This window comes from Clostridium punense, from assembly GCF_017874425.1.
Taxonomy (GTDB): Bacteria; Bacillota; Clostridia; order Clostridiales; family Clostridiaceae; genus Clostridium_J; species Clostridium_J punense.
This window is the reverse complement of the sequence record NZ_JAGGLL010000004.1, coordinates 131,566-155,295: the sequence shown is the minus strand read 5'-3', so window position 1 is coordinate 155,295 and position 23,730 is coordinate 131,566. Positions and strand designations below refer to the sequence as shown.

The following is a 23,730-nucleotide window of genomic DNA, read 5'->3' as shown; positions in this document are numbered from 1 at the left end:
CACATGTCAAAATTTCAAACACAAGACCTAATAAAAACTTCTATGCTATTAGCAATTGCTATAGTTATTCAAGTTTTAGGAAGAAACTTTCCTCAAATAAATCAATTCTTCGTTGGACCTATAATAAACTCAATTTTAATTCTAACAACCATATTATGTGGCTTAAAATGGGGAATCTGTACAGGTGCTCTAACACCTATACTTGCCTGGTTAGTAGGACAACTACTTCCTCCTATGGCTCCTTTTATTCCCTTCATAGTTATGGGCAATATAATTTATGTGATATTATTTGCTTCTGTTTCTAAAATTAGATACGGAAGTTATCTAGGTATCCTATTAGGCTCTTTTGGTAAGTATTTATTTCTTAGCCTTTCAGCCTCTAAGCTAGTCACTCTATTAGGAGTTAACATTCCTGCTAAGGTATTAGCAAAGCTTACAATAATGATGAGTACTCCTCAACTGATAACTGGGCTTGCTGGAGGTATTTTAGCTTTAATACTTGCCTCAATTCTTTCTAAAAGAAAGGTATTTAGTAATAACTTATATCAGTAATTCTTACTATAAAAAAGATGTAGATCTATGTTAGAACTACATCTTCTTTGATATATTAAATCTATTAACTGGATTTTCAAAAGTACAAGGGACCTTTTATCATCAAAACAAAGTCAACTGTTCCTCTTCGTTGGTTTTCAAAGAAGTTAAGGAAACTCCAATTAGCCTTACTTCCTCCTTTAACTCTAAAACTTCAAGTATTCTCCATGCTGCCTCAAAAATATCCCTTTTTGAATATATGTACTTATTTAAAGTCTTACTTTTGGTATGATTTTGGAAAGAGGCAGTTTTTAATTTTAGTATAACTGTTTTCCCACTTAAATTATTTTCTAATAAGTACTCTTCAATGTCTTGTGCAAAATCTTCTATATATATTTTCAAATCTTCCTTTTCTTGGGTGTTTCTCTTAAGGGTGGTTTCTCTTCCAACAGACTTTCTTTCTCTATAAACTGTGACTTCACGGCTATCCTCTCCCCTGATCCTATTATATATTTCCCCACCAAATTTTCCAAAGTAATCATAAAATAGCTCTCTAGGCAGATTATAAAGTTGCTCTACATTGAATATGCCAATATTATTTAATTTTTTTACCGATTTTTCTCCAAGTCCATGAACTTTTTTTAAAGGTAATGGAAATAAAATCTTAGGCACCATGTCTCTAGTTATAATTTTTAATCCATTTGGTTTGTTCCAATCTGATGCTAGTTTTGCCAAAAACTTATTGTAAGAAATTCCAATGGAAATAGTAAGTCCTAGTTTTTTTCTAACCATATACTTTATCCTGGAGGCAATGACTTCTGGCCTTTCTTTTAAATAGGTAATATCTAAATAAGCCTCATCAATACTAACAGGCTCTACTTTATCCGTGATTGAGTATAAAATTTTAAATACCTCATTAGAAATTTCCTCATATCTATAATGCCTTGGATGTATAAAAATTCCATGAGGGCATTTTTCTTTTGCTATATATGTTGGCATGGCAGATTTTACTCCAAACTTTCTGGCTTCATAAGAGCAAGTAGCTACAACTCCCCTTTCAGAAGTTCCCCCAACTATAACAGCCTTACCTTTGAGGGTTGGGTCATCTATAACTTCTACTGCTGCAAAAAAAGCATCCATATCTACATGTAGAATTACTTTATCCAAAGCTCCTCTCTCCTAACTATAAATATACTTCATATAATTTTACTATTACTTTTAGTTACTTATCAAGTTTATTAAATAATAAAGATTTTAAAGGAATACTAAAGTTATAATTATTGCCCTCTTCATTAATTCATTTTAAATTTAAATCAAAGTTTTATTTATATTCAAAATCTACTACTTTCCTTAGACATTTTTAAAGGTATGAAAATAAGATTGAATTATAAAAGTCCAAAAAACATATAAATCCCTGAAAAAACACATACTAAAGTATAAATATTCATCATAGGAGGCTGTATTTCTACTGTATCCCAATGAATATTATCATTTTATTATACCTAAATATTATTTTAATTGAAGTAACTCTTATGAATTTGTATTTTCATATATAAATGGCATACAAAAATAAACAATAGGAGAAGTGGTTGTTATGAGAGAAATTTTAAAAGCTTTTTGGAGTGCTTTAACTAACTTAAATGAGAAAGAATATATGAAAAGTGTTATTGCCTATAATTGTGCCCCAACGATAAAAGGTCTTAAAGCTGCTAGTACTGTAACCTTATGTGACTATGATAGAAATATGAAAAATAATTGGAGACTTTATAAGGAAGAAATTCTAAAAGAATTAAGTATAAAATCCATTGAGCTTAGAGAGACCAAGGATTATATCGCAATATTATTTTACGATGAAAGATTGCTATACAATAAGCTAAAAAAAGAAGACATTACCTGCTTTCTCTCTGACTACGGCTATAAACCTGGTTCCTCTCTAGATCAGTATCTTTATACTTTAAAAAGAAGATATGAGGCTATGAATTGTCCCCATGAACTAGGAATTTTTCTAGATTTTCCTCTTAAAGATGTGAAAACTTTTATTGATAATCCCAATGAACCCTACCTTTTATGTGGTTATTGGAAAGTATACCATAATGAAACTTCTGCTTTAAGAACATTTAAAAGTTTTGATGAAGCAAAGTTGGAAATAATAGGAAGAGTTTTCAGAGACAATTTACTGTTAAAAGAAACTTTGTTAACCTAAGTCTAGGACATTTTTCTATAAGAACTTGATTTAGCCATTATTAAAAAAGGCAGTAAGATTAACTCTTGCTGCCTGTTATACTTCATGAGTTTGCTAGAATAATTGATTTTTACTCATAATATAATCTTCTATAATTTATATTTAAACTAAACACTATCAACTATAATTCAAGTTAAACTTCAACATTTAATATTTCTTATTAAGTCATTATCCTTTTCTACTATTTATTTAAAGCATTTTCTATTATAGCAACGCTACAATTATCTCCATTCACCTGTGCCTCAACTCCTAAAGGTATAGTAAGTTTAGGATTACAGTGCCCAGCCATAACATTATATATTGTTGGCTTATTCGCTGGAACTATGATATCTTTAAACACCTGCATAAGAGAAAGCCCATAATCCTTGTGCTCAGGTTCGCAATCCCTAAAATCACCTAAAATTATTCCATTGCAGTCTTCAAACTTTCCTGCTAACTTTAGTTGTGTAAGCATTCTATCAATAGCATAGGTATATTCTCCTATATCCTCTATTAAAAGAATTTTCCCCTTGGTGTTAATTTCAAAAGGAGTTCCCATGGTGCTAGCTATTAGTGATAGATTTCCACCTACAATTTTTCCTTGGGCAGTTCCAGGGTTTAGGCTTTTAATTTCAACCCCACTAGGATTTGAAAGATTTCCTAGAGGCTCAGTTGAAGTAATTGCCTTCAAATAACTTTCCTTAGAAAAGCTATCAAAATCATCTATCATATCAGATACAGTCATAGGACCATGAAAGGTCACTAAGTTACAAATTTGATTTAATGCAATATGAATAGCTGTTATGTCACTATATCCCAGAAATATCTTTGGATTTTTTCTTATGTTATCATAATCAAGCATATCTAATATTCTTGGAGTTCCATATCCTCCTCTAATGCAAAATATTCCTTGGATGCTTTTATCCCAAAACATTTTATTTATATCTCTAGCCCTCACCTCATCACTGCCTGATAGATGACCATACCTATCCCTACAACTATCTCCTACCTCAACTTTAAAACCTTGTTCTTCTAGAACTTTTACTGATTTTTCTATACTGTCTAGGTTTCTTGTTGGACTTGATGGTGCCACAATTCCTACTGTATCACCATTTTTTAATGGTCTGGGTTTTATCACGTTATCACAACCTTTATAATCATATAATATAAAAATGCAAACAGGTAAAAAGTAAGGCAGCATGGTTAAAAAGTATAGTTGAAGTTTTCCTATAATTACAGTCAATAATCATGAATAGCGGATTAGTTATAAATAATTCCTTGATCTTTTTCCGTAACTTCTACCTTTTGGCTTTCACTTCTTATTTCGTCAATAAATTACCATTTTCTATTAGTTAACTGCAAAAAATATAAATTTTAAAACATCCATATAATCTTTTGCTTCATAACCAATAGTTTTTGCATCAATATGCCTTGCTCCAGGATAGAAACCACCTTTATATGCTGTAAAATGATCCTTAAACTTAACTTCCACTTTAAATTCCTTAGGAAGCTCTATAATATTTTTTGTTAAATCACCTTTAAATACTTCACTTACTTCTTCTTTAATTCTTTTTACTGCTAGATTTGGGTGAATTGAAATAGATCCTTGCCCAATTCCCTCACTCACAGCCACAGTTCTAATATTTTCATTTAGTTTTTTTACTGATTCACAAAGTTTCTTATCCCCACTTAAAAATAATACTGGAACTTTAAAGTAAGCAGCTGTATAAGCATTTATTAAAAACTCACTAGCCACTTCTCCATTGATACGCATGTGTTGAATACTTCCGTTTAAGGTGTGTGATAGGGGATTACCATTTTCTCCGGCAGCTGAATGATAGCCAGTAAAAATTACACCTTGAAAAGATTCATCTAACCCGGCCATCATAATCAGTGGATTTCTTGCCCACCCTCGCATAATTTTAATATTTTCTGGCAGTTTTAATGGATTAATATTTCTTGCTGGCCCATGAGCATCTTTTATAAAAATTTCATCTACTCCACCTTCTATAGCACCCTCACAAGCTGCATTAACTTCCCTAGTCATTTGTTCGCAAAAATATTTACTGAATTCCTTATCAATTTCTGTTTCATCCCAATTTACAACTCCAGCGGTTCCTTCAATGTCTGCGCTAATAAATACCTTCATAACTATCCCTCCCATAGAACTTTTTAATTCTTTAAATCCTTTGAATATACATTAAACCTAAAATCATTTCTTCTCTAGAAGCCTAAGAGCTATTAAAGTATGAGTGAGAACTCCTAGTGGAAGACAATCCTCATCAATATCAAAGCATTCATTATGAAGAGGTGCGGTAATATTCTTTTCTGCATTTCCGCAGCCTAAATGGTAAAAAGCTCCTTTTGCTGCATCAATAAAATAAGAAAAATCCTCTACTCCTAGACTTGGCATTTCCTTAATTACTAATGCCTCCTCCCCAAAATTCTCTTTGATAGTATTAATTATTTCCTCCACAACCTCTTCAGAATTAATTAGTGCTGCATAGCCCTCTTCAATTTCCACTTTACCTTCTCCGCCAAAAGACTCGGCAACATTTTTAACTATAGCTTTAATTCTCTCTTTTACTCTAATTCGCGTATTAGGGCTAATAGTTCTTAAGGTTCCTGTAATATGCACTTCATCAGCAATTACATTTCCTTTTACCCCACCTTTTATAGTACCTAAGGTTAATACTGCTGAATCTAATGGAGACACATTGCGACTCACAATATTCTGAAGTGCTGTAATTACCTGACCTGCAATTGCTATGGCATCAACACCTAAATCAGGATATGCTCCATGGGCTTGCCTGCCTTTTATAGCTATACTTATTCCATCACTTGCACCATTTAGAGGCCCATACTTGGTTTCTATAATTCCGCATGGATGATTTGGCATTACATGAAGTCCAATTACATAGTCAACTTTTGGATTTTCCATACATCCAGCTTTAACCATTCTGTCTGCTCCTCCAACAGTTTCTTCTGCTGGCTGAAACAGTAGCTTTATGTTCCCATGGAGCTCCTGTTTAATACTACTTAAAATTTTCCCTGCACCTAGTAGTATAGTGGTATGGGCATCATGACCACAGGCATGCATAACTCCATGATTTTTAGATTTATAAACTACATCATTCTTTTCTAATATGGGAAGCGCATCCATGTCAGCTCTTATAGCAATAGTTTTTCCTGGAAACCTTCCACGAATAATTCCTACCACGGAGGTTTGACCTTCATAGGTCTCATATTCAATATTCATATCATCTAAGTATTTTTTTATCATAGTACTAGTTCTATTTTCTTCTAACCCCAGCTCGGGATACATGTGTAAGTCCCTTCTTATGGAAACAAGCCAATCCTTCATATTAATTATTTCATTTCTTAAGTCATCGATTCTCATTCCATGCCCCCTAAATTTATTTAGTCTAATACATAATCTACTATGTGAGAGATGTTTCCATCTTTTATATATACTCTTGGAACCCTTCTACTTATTACACTTAAAATCTCATTTCTATTGGTGTTGCATTTTTCAGCAACTTCTATAATGTCAATAGAATTTCTCCCCTGCCCTCCTAGAAGAATTACCTCGTCTCCTACATTTACACCTTCAACATGAGTTAAATCTATCATAGTTTGATCCATACATATCTTCCCTATGGCCTTAGCTTTTTCTCCACCTATCATAACCTCACCACTATTTGAAAGGCATCTCATATACCCATCTGCATAACCTACAGGCAAGGTGGCAATCTTAGATTTTTTTTCCGCAATAAACGAAAAGTCATAACCAACCCCCTCGCCCTTTTCTATATTCTTTATATGGGCTACTTTTGTTTTAAAAGTTAATGCAATTCTTAAGTCAACAGCTTCATCTGTAACTCCTGTTGGCCTCATTCCGTACAAAAAAGCTCCAAGTCTTATCATATCCATATGATATTCAGGGTATCTTACCATGCCTATACTATCGCAAATGTGTTTTACTGGTATACTGATACTTTGTTCTTCTAATTCTTTAATTACCTTTTGAAATAACCTATATTGCTTTTCATCCTCCATTCTATTTACTAAAGCTAAATGAGTAAATATGCCTTCAACATATAAATTTTTCATATTATAAATAGTTTGAATAGCATACTTTAAATTTTCACTCCATTTTAACCCTAATCGATTAAATCCTGTATCAATTTTTACATGTACCTTTGCAATTACACCTAGAGCTGATGCTATGTTAGATATTTTTTCTCCTTGAGAAATACTAAAAATAGTTAAAGTGATTTTATTTTCCACAGCTATAGAAAGATATTCATCTGCAGTATATCCCATTACAAGTATCGGTACTTCTTTAAATACTCTTCTAAGTTCTAAGGCTTCTGATAAACATGCTACAGCTAAATAATCTACCCCACTTTCTATAAGTACTTTTGCAACACCTATAGCTCCATGTCCATAGGCATTGGCCTTTAATACTGCAGCTATTTTAGTTTCCTTAGATACAATTTTTTTAGCTTGGTTAAAATTCCAAATTAAATTATCCAAATTTATTTCTACCCAAGTATCTCTAAATCTTGTAGGTACATTCTTTTTTAACACTAAAAATCCCCTGCCTTTTACTATAAAACCAAGGTTTTATTCATTGAAGATGTCTTAGTCTCTAAGTTAATGTAATTATAATAAACACCTTTAGTTTAATTATATTAACTTAAGTGCTAATATATAATATTTAAAAAAGAAAAAGGAAGGTTTCCCTTCCTTAAATCATTGGTTGCTGACTATTCATAGACCAACCTTCATTTTTTATATCCAACAAGTCTATTGTATCAGTATTTATTTGCACAGGCTTTAATTTCTTTATAATACCAAAGGGTTCTTTTAAAGAAAGCTTATCTCCTCTCCCTGAAATAAGCCAAAGAGTTGTATACCCTGATGGCATTATGCTTAATTTTTCTTCCCCCTTACCATCCGTAAAATATATTAAAATGTTGGCATCTGTACTGTTGATATACTTAAAAACCGGTGTAAACTTTGTTCCTCCCCCTGTAATTATTCTCTCCTTTAAGTCCTTAATTCCTTTTACCTTATATACTCTTCTAATTTCAGTATCACATTCTACAATGGTAATTTCATGATTGTAGTTTTTAACTATATTTAATACTTCCTTCATAGCTTGATTAAATTCTTCATCACTAATACTTCCGCTTATGTCAATCGCTACAGTTATTTGGGCTACATGACTTCTAAGTTCCCCTCTTAAATCTAACCTATTAGGCTGACGCCTATTTCTTCTAGTAATAGTTTTCTTCTTTTTGCTTTCTAAAGTTCCTATAAGTTTTTTTAAATATATATTCCAGGGTATTTCTCCCTTTTCCCTATTTAAATCTTCAAGCATTGAGCTTAAATACACTGGTATAGTCCCTTTTATTGCCTCACTTGCAAATTTTTCTGTAAACTCTTGAAGTGTTTTATCATCTATGTCCTTAATTTCTCTCCACTGATCATGAGTTTTAGCTAAGTCATACTCCTTTTCAATGCCACTTTCCTCCCTCTCCTCTGTTTCACTGTCCTCCTCAAGATTCAATTCTCTCTGAATTCTCTCAGCATAGTACTCCAAGGGATTATAAGGTTTTAAATTCAATTTATAATGAGAATTCACCCACTCTATGGTAGTGGCATATGGTGGCAAGTAATTTAAATATTGATTTGCTACAATATCCATTGCCATGTTGATTACTAAATTACTATAAGTTCCTTTTAAACCCTTTGCTCGAATTAGGTGCAGGGCTATCACATGGTGAATTTCATGTTTTATGGTGCTTAACATCTGCTCCATGGTAAGACTTAGGTATATAAAAGGGTTAAAAGCAATGACATACTTCGCTCCTTTAAAGGTAACAGAAGTAGGAGATGCTATATCATATTTTATTTCTCTGGTCATTTGAAGAAGAAAATGACCATAAAAGTTTTCCCTGTCTTCCATTAACATAAAGCTAACCATATTAATAAGACTTAAGAATCTGCCTTGAAAATCCATAGGGATTTCTTCTAAGGTCTGTACCTCTGAAATAACTTCATAAAGTTCTTCTCTTAAAATCTGAAAATTACTTCCCATTAGTCCACCTAACCTTTAATCTCGTCATAGGCTGCAAAATACATATTTATAAACTCTTCCTTCTCTAGGGATAAATTATAAACATTATTATAGCTCAATTTCATATCTTGCATTAATGCAAGTCTTAAATCTATAGGATAAAGCTTTAAAAAATCAATTAGCCTTTCTATATAAACTTCAATCAGGGATTCCTTTTCTAAAATATGAAGAAGATTTTTAGCCGTTAAATATAATCTAGTGTGACTTTCTTCTTTTATTCTTAATTCTAATTCCTTTGATATTTCTTCGTTGCTAAAAACTTCTTCAAATGCAATTAAAGGCTTATTGTTGGAATCAATAAAAGAAATAAATTCTTGAGCTATTTTATTGCCCACATTTCCTGCAACAATATTTAGCAATATTCTCTTAGGTATATTATTTTCATTTTCCATATATAGTTTAAAAACCTTTGATACTCTCTCATAACTTCTTGGGGTAGCCTTAGTATTAGTTCCCTTTTCTGTGCTATGGAGGTATTCAGGAAAAGTAGCTATAAACTCTATAACTTTTTCTTCTAGGCCACTTTCAACTGCCCATTGAAGCCAGGTCTTAACATCACTGTCCATATAAAGCCAAACAAATCTATTCTCTTGAGCAGAATCCATATCCACTACTTGATAATCAAAGTCGTCGCCATATTTACTAGAAGGATTCATTGCAGCTAAAATTTTTACTCTAGGACTCAATTCATAGCCATTAATTTCTCTATTTAATATAAGATTCATCAGCTCCTGCTGCACTGTATGCTCACAACGATTAATCTCATCAATGAATAATAAAACTTCTTTTTCTTTTTTTATAAGCTCCTCAATTTCTTGAAGTTTTGTATGAACAGCATAAACTGTTCTTTTTTTGTTTATAAGGATTCCTTCTGCATTCTTAACAGTATAATCCTCTATAGTTGGAAGTCCACCAATTTCACCCTCTTTAAGTAAATTCCCATCTATTACAACTAAACTCCACTCGTGTTTCTTTGCAAGTTCTTTAGCCAGGGCGGTTTTGCCAATTCCGCTTTCCCCAACTATCAAAGGCACATCCTTGGTTTCTATAATAAGTTCTGCACTAACTAATGTATCATTAAAGTTCATATGGTTTCTTTAAGCAGGTATTCCCCCTTAAAGCTTCACTTCCTTCCTCTTTTTGTTACTTTCATGGTACCATGGTTATCTCTCAACGTTTTAACTATTACTAGGTTTTTATAAAATTAATTGGTCCTATATAATAGTTAACATAATGGAATTACTTCCTTTTAATGTACTGTTAACTTTTCATCTACAGTAATTTTTTTTGCCTCTCTGCTTCCAAATTTATAAATAAAAAGAACCTTATCCATAGAAATATTGCCTTGGTTTTCGCTAATACTTTTACAATTGATATAGGCTCTAACATACTTTTCACAGACCTTTTCACTAGATAGTACTTCCTTTAATGCAGCTTCTACTTTTTCCTTAGAAATGTCATTATTAAAATACTTCATCACTAGTGGATTAGCTTTTAGCAGTAGTATTTTTTTATTCTCATCTAGATTTGTTATAAACTTAATAGCCGCCTCATTTTCTTTCACAGCAAGAATTTCTGCATTCAAAGTTGGTTTGTCTATATATCTTAAAGCTTCATAATTTATGGTTATGGCAAGTAACTGTAGTTCTTCTGCTGGACTTTTTATATATTTTATAGAGTCATAATCCTTTTCAATAGCCAATTTTTGAAGTTCCAAAGTTGGGTTTATAGCATATCTTATTGCCCATCCCTTTTGCTCTAAGGCAATTTTTATCAAGTCCTCAGAGGGATCTTTAAAGTACTGTAGAGTATTCCAAGCCTGGGTTACTGCATATTTTTTCATCTCATAGCTAGGGTTTTGTATAAATTCAATAGCTCTAATGCTACTTTTTATGGCTACCTCTTTCATTTCCTCAGTAGGGTTTTCAATATACCTTATCATAGTCCCATCTCTTTTAACTGCTGCTAGCTTTACCTTTTCACTAGGACTCTGCAAACTTTTTATGATAATGGGGTTGGTTTCTATTATCTCAATCAACTTATCCTCTGTCATAAGTCCACACCTCATTTTTAATTATATTAAGTAGTTAATAATAATTATTCTTACCATTTAATTATAAAGCTTTTAATTATAACCAACAAGTTAGTTTGCTCATTTTTAATTAATATAAAAATTATGATACTTTAATAATTATCACAGTTTTAGTCAAACTTAGTTTATAAGAGGTTGTATAAATATCCTCTTTCAAATTATACTTGAACCCCAATATTACCAGCATATAAAAGGTTGACTTAATGGTTTTATCAACTTTATTTGCAACAAATTATATGTTCATGGTTTTATTAATGCTTTTCTATGATATATAAAATAAGTTATAATATTACTTATGTGTTTATACTGATAATTAAGGTTACAAATAAATATTATAATAATAAATAAACAAATTTAATTTAATATAGAACCTGTAGGTATAAATAAGTATATAATAATCATTAATAACGCCTTTAATTTTATTATTTATTTGCTTATTGAAATTATTGATTTTTAATAAAGCTAATATTCCATGAAAATATATCATATAAGGAGGGTTACTATGAGCTATATAATATTTGATTTGGAATTTAACCACCCCTCTAAATCGCAGGATGAAGAACAAAATAAAATAAATAAAAGGTTTCCTTTTGAAATAATTCAAATTGGTGGATTAAAATTGGATAGTGATTTTAATACCATAGCTACCTTTGATAAATTAATTAAACCCGAAGCCTACACTGATATTAAGCCCTATATACAAGAGATAACTGGTCTTACATCAGAATTATTAAGTACTGAAAATAATTTTAAAGAATTATATTTAAGTTTATATGATTTCATGAAGGGTGATAACATATTATGTGTATGGGGTGCTTCTGACATCAAAGAGTTATTTAGAAATTTTAAATATCATAACCTAGATCACAGTGATATTTCAAAGCAATACATTGATATACAACACTATGCCTCTAAGTATTTTAATTACCCGAAAGGTACAAACATTGGTCTTAGTAAAGCCGTTGAACTTTTGAATATTCCTATAAAAGAGGAATTTCATAATGCTTTTAATGATGCCTATTACACTGCAGAGGTATTCAAAAAGATTTACAAAAAAGAATATCAACCTAAGACCTATAATTTAAATAAAACTAAATCAGCTAGGGAAGAAGTTCAACGTACTAAGCTAGATACTAATAAATTGCTTAAACAATTTGAAAAGATGTTCAATCGTGAACTCACCAAAGAGGAACAATCAATGATTAAGCTAGCCTATAACATGGGAAATACTAACCAATTTCAGGTCCAAAAAAAGAAAAGTTGAAGCTTTTAAGTTTCAACTTTTTCTTTATATTCATATTTCTAGTTTACAGCTCATATAACAAATTTCATATTGAACAAGCTTAAAACATTATTCTTGAAATCTAATAGATTCAACATTGGTAAAAATAAAGTTATTAAAATCCCCTGTACCTACTTTACCCTTGTATAAAACTGTACCCTTTTCTAAATCAACTACTGAAACTATCATTTTGGGTCCCTTTGCATCATTAACCTCATAAGCACTATATAGCTTACCATTTTCTATTACTGCATGTTGAAGCCTTATAGCATTACCACTTCTAACCTTATCATTTTCATCAATAAACTTCACATCTGTTGATTGAACAAAGTCTAAGTTGTTTTTATAGAATTTAGTGAGTTTTCCAAACTCCCCATCTACCAAATAAATATAGTCTCCACTACTTATTAACCTAGTTCCTTCAAAGCTTACAGTGGTATCCACAGCCTTTTTAGTAACCTCTTTGGTTTTTAAATCATATACCCATAATTTTTCCTTAGCATACTTTTTAACTTCTTCCTCTGATAAGTTATCCCCTTTAGCTCCCTGAGGATACATTGCCATAATAAGTCTATCATTTTCTAATAAATAACCACAAATTGTTTGTCTGATATTTCTAGTTTCACTAAGCTTCACAAGTCCATGACTTTGTTGCTTATTTACTAGATTTATATCATATACAAGCAAATTACTTTCTTCCCCATTATTGTCATAGGTGGTATTTGTCATTAAAATTACAGCTTTACCCTCCACAAGTCTTATGCTACTAAGTCCCATAGTATTCTTTGTTTGTCCATCAGTTTCCAACTTTATGTTATTAGTTTTATTTGTATTCTTATCTTTTAAGTGTAAGACATAATCATCAGTTCCATTCTTAAGTTCTCTACTAAGAATTATAACAAAATTCTCATTTTCGGCATAGTTCTTTTCTCCTTTGTTATTTATTTCCCAAACATCTTTTCCCCTAAAAAAGTTTTTATGCTCTTTATTTATAATTACTCTATTTCTAGATATATCATAATTTTTATTTATTTTAATATCCTCACTATTTGGATTTAAGTTAATATAGTTTATATCATACTTTGTAGCACCTCTTGCCTCCATATTAACCTCCATAGTGCCTAATTGACCTATGTCTCCAACCTCATCAACCAGTTTAAACTCTTTTTTATCAATATTATTTGTCATTATATTTGTTGAAATTCTGTATCCAGCCACTGTTAATAAACTAAATATAAGTAGTGCATAAAAAGGATTTTTTTTCATATCTAACTCCTCCTATACTGAAATTTTCTTGGTAATTAACCTTTTAGACCAAGAAACATGACCCATAAAATTCAAAATACCCCAAGCAAGGGAAACAATCAAAGCTTCTTTAATGAAAAAGAAACCAGACTCAAATATAAGTAAATACGTAAACAGGTATATACCTATAAGAGTTATTCCTGCAAATAGTCCCTTAAATCTATAACTTCTCTCTAATAAAACCATTAAGAATATGCCCGTAAGCAAGCCTAATCCTATAACAATGTAAAGAAGAAAATCTCTGTAATCTACTGGTACAATGGTACTTAGAATATAATTTTGAAATAGTTTAGAAAAGGCAGCTTCTTCAATTAAATCTTTTGGAACTCTCCATAACATAATCATATAGTTTATAAAGAAAGAAATTATTAAAGTGCCAAGGGCAGTTCCTATAAGTAAAATAATTGAAAGAAGTTTAGCATAGTATATTTTCATTCTTTCCATAGGTATCATTAAAAGAGTATAAATCGTTCTATTGTTTCCAAACCATTCTCTATACCATATAAAAATACTATATATTAAAATAAGTCCAATAATAAGTAAGAAGCCCATGATAATAATGCTATCAGCATCTAAAAAACTGTGCACATTATAAGCTTTCCCTATACTTTTTATAGCATCTTCATAATTCATCATGTCTCCAACAACTTTATTTGAATATGCATTTTCTCTGATATTCCTCATTACTCCACTAATCTTTATTAAAATCTGTATAATTTGCAAAGCTACATAAACTATCAAAGTTGGAATGAAAAATTTCAACACCCTGTTTAGTTCAGTGTTCACTAAATATATGAACTTACGCATTCCTGTAAACCTCCCTCATCATATCCATGATGGATTTGCCATAATATTCCCTACATTCCTCAGCAGAAAATTGTTTAATAACTTTTCCTTCTTCAAGCAGTACCACATCTTCTGCTAAGTTTTCAATTTCTCCAATTTCATGAGTAGTGATGATTAACCCTTGTCCTTCTTCAATGAATTCTCCACTCATAGCACCTATAAAGTCCTCTCTAGTAAAAATATCTATACCAGAGAAAGGCTCATCAAGAAGCAAATATTTTGACTTTTGTCCAAAGCCTAATATAAGCTTTACTCTTGCTTTATTTCCTTTTGATAGTTCATTGATTTTTTTATCCTTAGTTAGTTTGAAAAATTCCAACATTTTATTTGCTTTTTCATTATCCCAGTTTTTATAGTAGATGCTCATAAAATTAAAAGCTTCTTCTATGGTCATGTGTGGAAAAATTGTATTTACATCTGGAACCATAGCAATTTTATTGTAAACCTCATAATTTATTGGCTCACCATCTATAAGAATTTCTCCACTGTTTATTGGTATTAAACCCATAATAGCTTTTAAAGCCGTAGACTTTCCCACTCCATTTATACCCAATAAAGCAGTTACTCTTCCTTCCTTTGCAGTAAATGTAGCTTCATCTAAAGCAATAATTTTTCTATATTTTTTCACTACATTTTTAACCTCTATCATTTTACTCATCCCCTCTTAACGTATTAATTCATTCATACACTAAAGTTATAAAACATTTAGCCAATTTCTTTTTATAGAATTCCAAGACCTTAAATTATTTTACCAGCTTGTCACCTAATATTTTCATTATTTCAGCTGGAGTTACATTAATATCTTCCATAGCCTTTATAAATTTACCAACCGCATCTTCGATAAGCTCTTTTCTAATATGCTGTACTATAATTTCATCTGTAGTAATTGTACTTGGAAAGTTTCTAACAGTTTGAATCATCCCCATATCCTCCATTTCTTTATAGGCTCTTTGCACCGTATTAGCATTAACTTTCAACATAGTTGCTAGTTCCCGCCTTGATGGTACCTCTTCTCCCAGACCTAACTTACCTAATACCATTTGCTGTTTAAAGTACGTTATTATCTGAAAATATATAGGTTCCTTAGAGTCAAAATTAATTATCATATTACACCTCATTTCCTACTATAGTGAGTTTTGATGTATTAAGCACCTAATACACTAAAGACAAAAAAATTTATTTGAGTGCTTTTATTTTTCTATTATAAGTGTATGATAGCATTAATACACTTATGCGTCAATACACAAATTAATCAGTTTAACTTATCATTTTTAAAAAGGAACCAAGGAGGTTCAGTTAGCAGCTTATGAGCCCTTTGGTTCCTAAAAATATATTCCTAAGACTAAGACTAATAATACAAGTATAAAAGCTATAATCATAAATTTTAATGAATACTTTATCCATTTACCATAAGGTACCCTAGCGATTGCTAGCCCCCCCATAACCACTGCAGAAGTGGGAGTTATTAAATTAATGAGCCCTGAAGCTGATTGGTAGGCTGTGATAACTATAGCTCTAGTTACACCAGCAAAATCTCCTAGTGGTGCCATAATTGGCATTGTTAAAGTTGCGAGGCCAGAGGTTGAAGGTATTAAAAATGATAAAGGCATATAAAATAAATAGGTTAGAATTACAAAACCTACAGATCCTAACCCTTTAAGTAGATTTTCTCCATAATTTAAAATTGTATCAGTTATAATACCAGCATTCATTATTATTGTAATTCCTCGAGAAAGACCAATTATAAGAGCAACTCCTAACAAATCCTTAGCTCCATTAACAAAGGCTGAAACAAGCTGTTGCTCCTTCATGCCATAAACTAATCCAATTATTATTGCAAAAACCAAAAATAAAGTTGTTAATTCACCGAACCACCAACCTAAAGTTGGAATTAATGTAATATTCATATCTGAGAATGGGATTACTCCAAAGACCATAGTAATGAAGGTTAATATAAATAATATTAGAGCTAACTTTCTTTTTCCAGTTAACTCTGGAAATCCACTCTCATCTTTAGAGTGTAGAAAGTGAGCTTCATTATCTTGTTTCAGTTCGTAAATTATTGATTCTGATGGCTTCCTTTTAATCTTTTCAGCATATCTCATAGTGTAAATAATTGCTGCAGCTTCTAATACTACCAAAATCAGTAATCTAAGCCCTATCCCTTCCCCTATAGAAGTTCCTGCAAAGCCTGAAGCTATCCCTGTGGCAAAGGGATTTACCGTTGAGCCTAGTACTCCACAGCCTGCTCCTAAAAGTATTACAGATACAGCGGTAAGAGCATCATAACCTGCTGCAATAAATACTGGTACTATTAAGGGATAAAAGGCTAAGGTTTCTTCTGCCATACCAAAGGAGGTTCCTCCTAAGGAAAATACTATCATTAATATGGGAATCATCAAACGCTCTCTGCCTTTTAGTCTTGTAATTACTGTAGCAATTCCAGCATCTATAGCTCCTGTATTCATAACCACCCCTAAGAATCCTCCAATTATGATTATAAATAAAGCTACTTCTATAGCTTCATAAAACCCACTAACCGGAGCCATTAACACATCCGTAATTCCTTGAGGATTTTGCTCCACTAGATGGTAGGTTTCAGGAATTGGTGTCTTTTTTAAGGCACTTGGGTCTACATAACTATACTGGCCTGCTGGTATTATCCATGTAAGCATAGCTACCACTATAATAATAGAAAAAAGTATAGTATAAGCACTAGGCATTTTAAAATTCTTTTTCATCTTTATATTTTCCTCCTTATATTCTCCTTAAGGAGTTAGACCTTCTATAACCTCTTCAAAGGAGATGTTTTCTAAGCCTTCAGGAAGTTTAAAATTCGGATTTTCTAACTCTCCACCCAGATTCTTTATTATAGAATTTACTTTTTCTCTATCTTTTTCATTAGCACTCACAACTACTTTGTAGTTTACATCTGCAATTTCCTCAAAGCCTCCCATTCCACTAGCCATTGGACTTGCTGCTGCTAATGGTCCTTGTTCTGTAGTGTACAGTGTATTTGAAGATGTTAATACTAAGCTAGATATATTTGGAGAGTTTACTGCACCACCTTCATTTCCACCCCTAGTATAGTTAAGTATATCATGGGTATTTAAGTCGGAGTATGCATTAGCATATCCATTTTCTTTTAATTCTTCTACAGCTCTATTTGCATTTTTTATCCCACTAAAATAACTTACGATTTCCATAGTTCTTCCTCCTTTAAGTCTATAAATTTATCTTCTCACTAAATTATTAGTATTATTCTCATAAATAAATTATAAAATTAGGATATATTGTTCGCATTAAGTGTCAAAATACTATTTATTGTATAGTATAAATAAGGAGCTTTTTTACAAGAGATTTATATTTTTATATAACAAAAATAATTCTTTATACAAAGTCATGGAAATACATATAAATAAATCATAAATTAATATTAATAAATCATAAGATAAATAATGGGTACTTAATAGATTTAGTTTGCTATTTAAAAGGAGGTTTCATTTATGAATAAAGTTGAAATTTATACTAGTGATACTTGTGGTTACTGCCATCAAGCTAAGGATTTTTTACAGTCAAACAATATTGACTACTTAGAATATAATATTTCTAGAGATTTAAATGCTAGAAAGACGCTTATGAGAAAGGGTTATATGTCAGTACCTTTACTAGTGATAAATGGTGAGGAAATTCTTGGATTTGATAGAGAAAGAATTTGCTCTATCCTAGGACTGTAATTAGGTTATTTTAAAATGTTATATGCATTTAATGATTTAATTTACACCCCACTGAATCCTATCTCACAGCTAACATTTCTTATTTACTAGCAAAACAAAAACTCATAGGAAAAATTTCCTATGAGTTTTTTATGAGTTTTTATTTTATTGTGTCTTCCATACTAAATGTTAATATTATTAAATTCAAACTCTAATTAATAAATTCATGTATTTTATTATATAGATTTTCAGCATCTAACCGACCATTGCGAAACAAACTATAAAGTTTTTCTTTATTTTTTTCTATTCTTCCAACAGTGACTTCCTGAGATGGTCTTATAACTATAGCCTTCCCCTGTTTCTCTAACTCTTCAATAAAGTCTAAAGTTTCATTATAATTTTTATACCTGTTTATAATGGTATCCACTAACAATGGATACTGTTTATATTTAAGCTTTACTATTTTTTCAAATTTCATCGGACTTTTTCTGTATTCTTTATTTCTTGTTAAAATAATAATATTTTTTTCATTACCATCCTCAATAGATTTTTTTATTGGTATGGAATCTGATATACCACCATCTAAAAGTTCATACCCTTTAAACCTTACTACTGGCGAAATAAGTGGTAGTGAAGCAGTAGCTCTTAGTGCATGAAATCCCTCAGTTACATCTTCCTTGTTTAGGTATACAGGTTTCCCAGTATTGCAATCTGTTGCCCCAATTAAAAATCTACTAGGAGATTTATTAAAAGTATTATAATCAAAAGCCACATATTTATTGGGGATTTCATCAAAAATGAAATTCATACCAAAATAAGACTTCTCTCTTAAAAGATTCCTAAAACTTGCATACTTCCAATGATTAGCAAATTCAATGTTTACTTTTTCATTTCTACCCTTTTGTTTTGATATGTAAGAAACAGCATTACACGCTCCTGCAGATACTCCAATTATATAGTTAAAATATAATTCTTTTTCCAAAAATAATTCTAAAACTCCACAGGTATATAACCCTCTCATGCCGCCGACCTCAAGGACAAGACCTACTTTTCCCATTTTAATTCCTCCACTGAGATAAATTCTATACTATCTATTATATCACTTGTTTTTTATTTTTTTAGTTTAGCATATTATATTTATGAAATATTTATTTTGCTAAGGAATACAAATTGAGTTTATACGAAAAAGGTTGTCTATAAATTTAATACTAAAAATTATAAATTAAATATGAATTAGTTATTTATATTTGTTTTACTTTCACATCCTTGAATATCTATTTACCTTTATGCAATACTTTACTAACCCAACCACATAGAGTACTTACAGAGAATTTTTTTCTATTTTAAGCTAATACTAAATTTAGAAAAACTTAAGGAGGGTTAAACTTATGGAAACCATAAAAAACTTATTAAATGGAAGCTTAAACCAATATGGCGATAAAGCAGTCCCAAAAGTCCCTGTATTTGCAGGTAGTGACATTACTTCAGAGGTTTACTTCTTTAAACCTAATCAAATCCTAAGTAGACATAGACACCCAAGTGGAGAACAAATATTTTTTATTCTTAAAGGTGAAGGTAGGATGATGGTTGGAGAAAGTGCTTTTGATATTGAAGTGGGATCCTCTATCTTTGTTCCTGCTGGAGAGTGGCATGAAATAATCAATGGAACAGTATCTGAAATGGTTGCAGTACAAGTTACTAAAGTTGGTGCAGGATTTGAAGCTCATAACGGATAAGCACCAATTTATAATTACGTTCTAACACTACTAAAATAAAGTGATACACTAATTAACTAAACTAGTGTATCACTTTATTTTTATCACAATACCTATTAGTTAAAACTTAGCTTCAATTTTTTCAAATCAATTTCATATTTATGTATGTAAAGGCGAATTTAAGAGAAAAACCTAGTAAGAATTATATATTCTTTCATAATAAACTCTAAGAACTAATGAGCACATATTGCATAATGTTGACATATATATGTATTAATGATATAAATAGTGTATCACATAAATTAGTTTACTCTTTATGTGATGCATTAATTTATATAATAACATGATATTTAAATACATATATTAATTTAAAAGTTTTGGGAGGAAAATTTATGTGTACTAAGGTTGCTATTAATGGTTTCGGAAGAATTGGACGTTCTGTTTTAAGAATTTCTCAAGAAAAACTTGGGGATGACATAGAAATTGTTGCAATTAATGCTAGAGCAGAAAGTGAAACTTTAGCTCATCTTTTTAAATACGATTCTTGCTACGGAACCTTTAAAGGTGATATAACTACTACAGAAGATTCTATAACTATAAATGGAAAAACAATAAAAATTTGCAGAGAAAGAGATCCAGAAAACTTGCCCTGGAAAGCTCTTGGTATAGATATTGTAATCGACTCCACAGGAGTATTTAAAGATAAAGAAAGCCTTATGAAGCATGTTAAGGCAGGCGCAAAGAAGGTAATTTTAACTTGTCCTGGTAAAGATGAAGATATAACTGTTGTGATGGGAGTAAACGAAGAAAAAATAGATTTAGATAAGCATACAATTATCTCTAATGCTTCTTGTACTACAAATTGCTTAGCTCCTTTTGCAAAGGTTTTAGACAAAGAATTTGGTATAGTAAAAGGATTAATGACAACTATACATTCTTATACAAACGATCAACAACTTCTTGATAAAAATCATAAAGATTTAAGGAGAGGAAGGGCTGCTGCAGAATCTATAATCCCTACAACTACAGGTGCTGCAAAAGCAGTAGGTAAAGTTCTTCCTAATTTAAACGGTAAACTAAATGGTTTCTCTGTAAGGATACCTACTCCAACGGTTTCAATGACTGATTTAGTTTGTGAAGTTTCAAGAAATGTTACAGTTGAAGAAGTTAATAAGGCCTTAAAGAAAGCTGCTGAAGGTGAAATGAAAGGAATTCTTGGTTATTCTGAAGAACCTCTTGTTTCAATCGACTATAGAGGTGATGAGAGGTCATCTATTATCGATGCCCTATCAACTATGGTTATGGACGGCAACATGATTAAAGTAGTTTCTTGGTATGATAACGAATGGGGATATGCTTGCAGAGTTGTAGATTTAGCAAGCTATATAGCTTCAGAAATGAGAATGTCTCAAAAATACAATGAAAAAATTGCAATATAATAAAATCACGGAGAGTTAATATAATATTATTAACTCTCCGTGATTTTATTATAAGCTACATAACATTTATTTTACTCTTTCACTTTAAAAGTTGAATTTAGCAATTTTATTGAAAGAAAAATAATAAACATAACTACAAAGATTCCTGCCATACCTTTAGCCATCACTGGAAGTGTTTCTAAAAAAACTTTTATATTTTCACTCATATTTAATTCCTCCTATCCAAGTAGAAAAATTATAAGTCCGCCGGCAATAACTGATGCTATCTGTCCTGCTACGTTTGCTGATACCGCATGCATAAGTAAGAAGTTTTGGTTATCTTCCTTTTGTGCCATCTTCTGAATTACTCTAGCTGACATTGGGAATGCTGATATTCCTGCTGCTCCTACCATTGGATTGATTTTTTCCTTTGAGAATAAGTTAAGGAATTTTGCAAATAGTACTCCTCCAATTGTATCAAAGATAAAGGCTACTAGTCCTAATCCTATTATTGTAAGTGTTTCAAGGGTTACAAAATATTCTGCTCTCATTTTAGATGCAATAGTGATACCTAATAATAGTGTTACTAGGTTTGCTAATTCGTTTTGAGCAGTTTGTGATAATCTTTCTAATACTCCACACTCTCTGATTAAGTTTCCAAACATTAAGAATCCTACTAGGGATACTGCTGTTGGAGCAATTAATCCTGCAATAATTGTAACCACTACAGGGAATAGTATTTTTGTTGTTTTTGAAACTGCTGCAGGGTTATACTTCATTCTTATTTGTCTTTCTTTCTTTGTTGTTACCATTTTAATTGCTATTGGCTGTATTATTGGTACTAAAGACATATATGTGTATGCTGCAACTGTTATTGGCCCTATGTATTTACTATTAAAAAAGTTTGCTACGAATATTGACGTAGGCCCATCTGCTGCTCCTATGATTCCAATTGAAGCTGCATCCTTTAGGTCAAAGCCTAGTAAAGCCGCCGCACTTATTGTAAAGAATATACCAAATTGTGCTGCTGCTCCGAAAAGTAGCATCTTAGGGTTTGTTAGTAAGGGTCCAAAGTCAATCATGGCACCTATACCAATAAATAAAACTAGTGGAAATAACTCATTAGCAATTCCCATACTAAATAGGTTATCTATTATTCCTATTTCTTCATGTCCACCAATAATTTGTGTTACTGCTCCTGAGAAAGGAATATTTACAAGAATTGCCCCAAAACCTATTGGTAATAATAGTGCTGGTTCAAAATCTTTTTTCACAGCTAGATAAATAAGTACTGATCCAATAATCCACATTATTACTTGTTGAATTGTTATGGAAGTAATACCTCTTAATAAAAAATCCATAGAAAGTTGCCTCCTGATTTAGTTTTATATATAATTAATTTGCTTTTAGAAAGTATGTTATTTAATTCTAACAAGAACATCTCCTGCATTGACGCTTTGTCCTTTAGTAACAGCAATTGATGTTACTATGCCATCCTTAGGAGAAACTATTTCATTTTCCATCTTCATTGCCTCTAATACAACTAACAATTGACCTTTTTTCACAAAATCTCCAACTTTTGTAGCAATATTAACAATGCTTCCTGGCATAGGAGCTTCTAAAATCTCACCTTCAGCACTTGTTGGAGCGCAGTTTTGTGTCCCATTATTTTGTGAAGGAGTTTGTTGTGGGTTGTTTACAGGAACATTACTTATTTTCTCATAAACAGCACTTGTTTCTCCTGTAACTTCTTCCATTTCTACTTCATAAACCTTGCCATTTAATTTTATAACATATTTTTTCATTGCACTTAATACCTTCCTTTTTCACTACTCTTGTAGAGTTTATTTTTACAGATAGTTAATTAACTTACTTTAGTTATTTTTGATATATGAAAATGAGAATTTGGCTTGTCCTTTCCCGCCATAATTGATGCAGCTAAGGCTACTACTAATTTTTCCTCTTCTTCAACCTCATAGTTAACTCCCTTAAGAGAAGGATTCTCATAACTATTATTTACTCTAGTTATTTTTGAAATGTGAAAGTGAGAATTTGGCTTGTCTTTTCCTGCCATAATTGATGCAGCTAAGGCTACTACTAATTTTTCCTCTTCTTCAATTTCATAACTGTCTCGATTAAAATAAGCATTTTCATAGGTGTTATCTATCCTAGTTATTTTTGAAATATGAAAGTGAGAATTTGGCTTGTCTTTTCCCGCCATAATTGATGCAGCTAAAGCTACCACTAATTTATCATCACTATCTATTTCACTATTAACATAGCTATTTTTATTTGTAACTTGCTCAATAAAATTTTCTTCTTTGGCTTCTTCTAATTTTTCACTTTTATTGAAAAGAAACTTCAAAACTCTTGAAAATATAGAGTCTCCCATGGTATTTCACCGCCTTTAAATAATGAGTACACTAATGCTGATTAACATCTTTCAAATTATCATT

25 protein-coding genes are annotated in these 23,730 nt (G+C 31.2%); 6 read left to right on the top strand and 19 right to left on the bottom strand.

Annotated elements, in window-relative coordinates:
• The first annotated feature begins 3 nt into the window (after positions 1 to 3).
• The gene (locus J2Z44_RS03865) at positions 4 to 552 is read left to right on the top strand and encodes an ECF transporter S component (RefSeq protein WP_021284469.1); all 549 of its coding nucleotides are present in this window, start codon (positions 4 to 6) and stop codon (positions 550 to 552) included.
• Between the two features lie 102 nt (positions 553 to 654).
• On the opposite strand, the gene J2Z44_RS03860 is transcribed toward J2Z44_RS03865, so the two are convergent.
• Positions 655 to 1,698 (bottom strand): DNA polymerase IV, encoded by a 1,044-nt coding sequence (locus J2Z44_RS03860; RefSeq protein ID WP_021284468.1) that lies wholly within the window; start codon positions 1,696 to 1,698, stop codon positions 655 to 657.
• A 427-nt stretch (positions 1,699 to 2,125) separates the two neighbouring features.
• On the opposite strand from J2Z44_RS03860, the gene J2Z44_RS03855 reads away from it, so the two are divergent.
• Positions 2,126 to 2,734: a DUF3793 family protein gene (locus tag J2Z44_RS03855; RefSeq protein ID WP_021284467.1), complete on the top strand. Its 609-nt coding sequence runs from the start codon at positions 2,126 to 2,128 to the stop codon at positions 2,732 to 2,734.
• A 220-nt stretch (positions 2,735 to 2,954) separates the two neighbouring features.
• Here the strand turns inward: J2Z44_RS03855 and J2Z44_RS03850 are convergent, their stop codons facing one another.
• From J2Z44_RS03850 to J2Z44_RS03820, 7 genes are all read right to left on the bottom strand, one after another.
• Positions 2,955 to 3,890, bottom strand: coding sequence for a S66 peptidase family protein (locus J2Z44_RS03850; protein ID WP_209649354.1), 936 nt, complete (start codon positions 3,888 to 3,890; stop codon positions 2,955 to 2,957).
• Between the two features lie 210 nt (positions 3,891 to 4,100).
• Positions 4,101 to 4,901: a M55 family metallopeptidase gene (locus J2Z44_RS03845; protein WP_021284464.1), complete on the bottom strand. Its 801-nt coding sequence runs from the start codon at positions 4,899 to 4,901 to the stop codon at positions 4,101 to 4,103.
• Between the two features lie 63 nt (positions 4,902 to 4,964).
• Positions 4,965 to 6,152: a M20 metallopeptidase family protein gene (locus J2Z44_RS03840; protein ID WP_021284463.1), complete on the bottom strand. Its 1,188-nt coding sequence runs from the start codon at positions 6,150 to 6,152 to the stop codon at positions 4,965 to 4,967.
• A 20-nt stretch (positions 6,153 to 6,172) separates the two neighbouring features.
• Positions 6,173 to 7,345 (bottom strand): alanine racemase, encoded by a 1,173-nt coding sequence (alr, locus tag J2Z44_RS03835; protein ID WP_021284462.1) that lies wholly within the window; start codon positions 7,343 to 7,345, stop codon positions 6,173 to 6,175.
• A gap of 160 nt (positions 7,346 to 7,505) precedes the next feature.
• Complete coding sequence (locus J2Z44_RS03830; protein WP_021284461.1) at positions 7,506 to 8,861, bottom strand: vWA domain-containing protein; 1,356 nt, start codon at positions 8,859 to 8,861, stop codon at positions 7,506 to 7,508.
• An 8-nt stretch (positions 8,862 to 8,869) separates the two neighbouring features.
• On the bottom strand, positions 8,870 to 9,988 hold the full coding sequence (locus tag J2Z44_RS03825) for an ATP-binding protein (RefSeq protein ID WP_021284460.1): 1,119 nt from the start codon (positions 9,986 to 9,988) through the stop codon (positions 8,870 to 8,872).
• A 161-nt stretch (positions 9,989 to 10,149) separates the two neighbouring features.
• Positions 10,150 to 10,953 carry a hypothetical protein gene (locus J2Z44_RS03820; RefSeq protein ID WP_021284459.1) on the bottom strand — a complete coding sequence of 268 codons (804 nt, stop codon included), beginning with the start codon at positions 10,951 to 10,953 and terminating at the stop codon, positions 10,150 to 10,152.
• 541 nt (positions 10,954 to 11,494) lie between these two features.
• Here J2Z44_RS03820 and J2Z44_RS03815 point away from each other — a divergent pair.
• Positions 11,495 to 12,256, top strand: a complete 762-nt coding sequence (locus J2Z44_RS03815) for a 3'-5' exonuclease (protein ID WP_021284458.1) — start codon at positions 11,495 to 11,497, stop codon at positions 12,254 to 12,256.
• Positions 12,257 to 12,343: 87 nt separating this feature from the next.
• Here the strand turns inward: J2Z44_RS03815 and J2Z44_RS03810 are convergent, their stop codons facing one another.
• From J2Z44_RS03810 to J2Z44_RS03785, 6 genes are all read right to left on the bottom strand, one after another.
• On the bottom strand, positions 12,344 to 13,540 hold the full coding sequence (locus J2Z44_RS03810; RefSeq protein ID WP_021284457.1) for a hypothetical protein: 1,197 nt from the start codon (positions 13,538 to 13,540) through the stop codon (positions 12,344 to 12,346).
• 12 nt (positions 13,541 to 13,552) lie between these two features.
• Positions 13,553 to 14,386 (bottom strand): hypothetical protein, encoded by an 834-nt coding sequence (locus J2Z44_RS03805; protein WP_021284456.1) that lies wholly within the window; start codon positions 14,384 to 14,386, stop codon positions 13,553 to 13,555.
• Positions 14,379 to 15,074: an ABC transporter ATP-binding protein gene (locus J2Z44_RS03800; RefSeq protein ID WP_021284455.1), complete on the bottom strand. Its 696-nt coding sequence runs from the start codon at positions 15,072 to 15,074 to the stop codon at positions 14,379 to 14,381. The genes J2Z44_RS03805 and J2Z44_RS03800 overlap by 8 nt, the downstream gene beginning before the upstream one ends.
• A gap of 94 nt (positions 15,075 to 15,168) precedes the next feature.
• Positions 15,169 to 15,531, bottom strand: a complete 363-nt coding sequence (locus J2Z44_RS03795; RefSeq protein WP_021284454.1) for a GntR family transcriptional regulator — start codon at positions 15,529 to 15,531, stop codon at positions 15,169 to 15,171.
• A gap of 216 nt (positions 15,532 to 15,747) precedes the next feature.
• Complete coding sequence (locus tag J2Z44_RS03790; RefSeq protein WP_021284453.1) at positions 15,748 to 17,166, bottom strand: YfcC family protein; 1,419 nt, start codon at positions 17,164 to 17,166, stop codon at positions 15,748 to 15,750.
• 27 nt (positions 17,167 to 17,193) lie between these two features.
• Positions 17,194 to 17,631, bottom strand: coding sequence for a hypothetical protein (locus J2Z44_RS03785; protein ID WP_021284452.1), 438 nt, complete (start codon positions 17,629 to 17,631; stop codon positions 17,194 to 17,196).
• A gap of 300 nt (positions 17,632 to 17,931) precedes the next feature.
• Here J2Z44_RS03785 and J2Z44_RS03780 point away from each other — a divergent pair, with 300 nt between their 5' ends.
• A complete protein-coding gene (locus J2Z44_RS03780; RefSeq protein ID WP_021284451.1) occupies positions 17,932 to 18,162 on the top strand; it encodes a glutaredoxin family protein in 231 nt (76 codons plus the stop codon).
• Positions 18,163 to 18,352: 190 nt separating this feature from the next.
• Here J2Z44_RS03780 and J2Z44_RS03775 read toward each other — a convergent pair whose 3' ends face one another.
• Entirely contained in the window at positions 18,353 to 19,198 is an 846-nt protein-coding gene (locus tag J2Z44_RS03775; RefSeq protein WP_021284450.1) for a patatin-like phospholipase family protein, read from the bottom strand.
• Between the two features lie 331 nt (positions 19,199 to 19,529).
• On the opposite strand from J2Z44_RS03775, the gene J2Z44_RS03770 reads away from it, so the two are divergent.
• Entirely contained in the window at positions 19,530 to 19,877 is a 348-nt protein-coding gene (locus J2Z44_RS03770; RefSeq protein WP_021284449.1) for a cupin domain-containing protein, read from the top strand.
• Between the two features lie 371 nt (positions 19,878 to 20,248).
• Positions 20,249 to 21,295 (top strand): type I glyceraldehyde-3-phosphate dehydrogenase, encoded by a 1,047-nt coding sequence (gene gap, locus J2Z44_RS03765; protein WP_209649353.1) that lies wholly within the window; start codon positions 20,249 to 20,251, stop codon positions 21,293 to 21,295.
• A gap of 71 nt (positions 21,296 to 21,366) precedes the next feature.
• Here gap and J2Z44_RS21760 read toward each other — a convergent pair whose 3' ends face one another.
• The 4 genes from J2Z44_RS21760 to J2Z44_RS03750 are packed head-to-tail and all read right to left on the bottom strand — an operon-like array spanning position 21,367 to position 23,666.
• Positions 21,367 to 21,501: an OadG-related small transporter subunit gene (locus J2Z44_RS21760; protein ID WP_021284446.1), complete on the bottom strand. Its 135-nt coding sequence runs from the start codon at positions 21,499 to 21,501 to the stop codon at positions 21,367 to 21,369.
• A gap of 12 nt (positions 21,502 to 21,513) precedes the next feature.
• Positions 21,514 to 22,635 (bottom strand): sodium ion-translocating decarboxylase subunit beta, encoded by a 1,122-nt coding sequence (locus J2Z44_RS03760; protein ID WP_209649352.1) that lies wholly within the window; start codon positions 22,633 to 22,635, stop codon positions 21,514 to 21,516.
• Between the two features lie 57 nt (positions 22,636 to 22,692).
• A complete protein-coding gene (locus tag J2Z44_RS03755; RefSeq protein WP_021283439.1) occupies positions 22,693 to 23,079 on the bottom strand; it encodes a biotin/lipoyl-containing protein in 387 nt (128 codons plus the stop codon).
• A 59-nt stretch (positions 23,080 to 23,138) separates the two neighbouring features.
• Positions 23,139 to 23,666 carry a hypothetical protein gene (locus J2Z44_RS03750; protein WP_209649351.1) on the bottom strand — a complete coding sequence of 176 codons (528 nt, stop codon included), beginning with the start codon at positions 23,664 to 23,666 and terminating at the stop codon, positions 23,139 to 23,141.
• Positions 23,667 to 23,730: the final 64 nt, after the last annotated feature.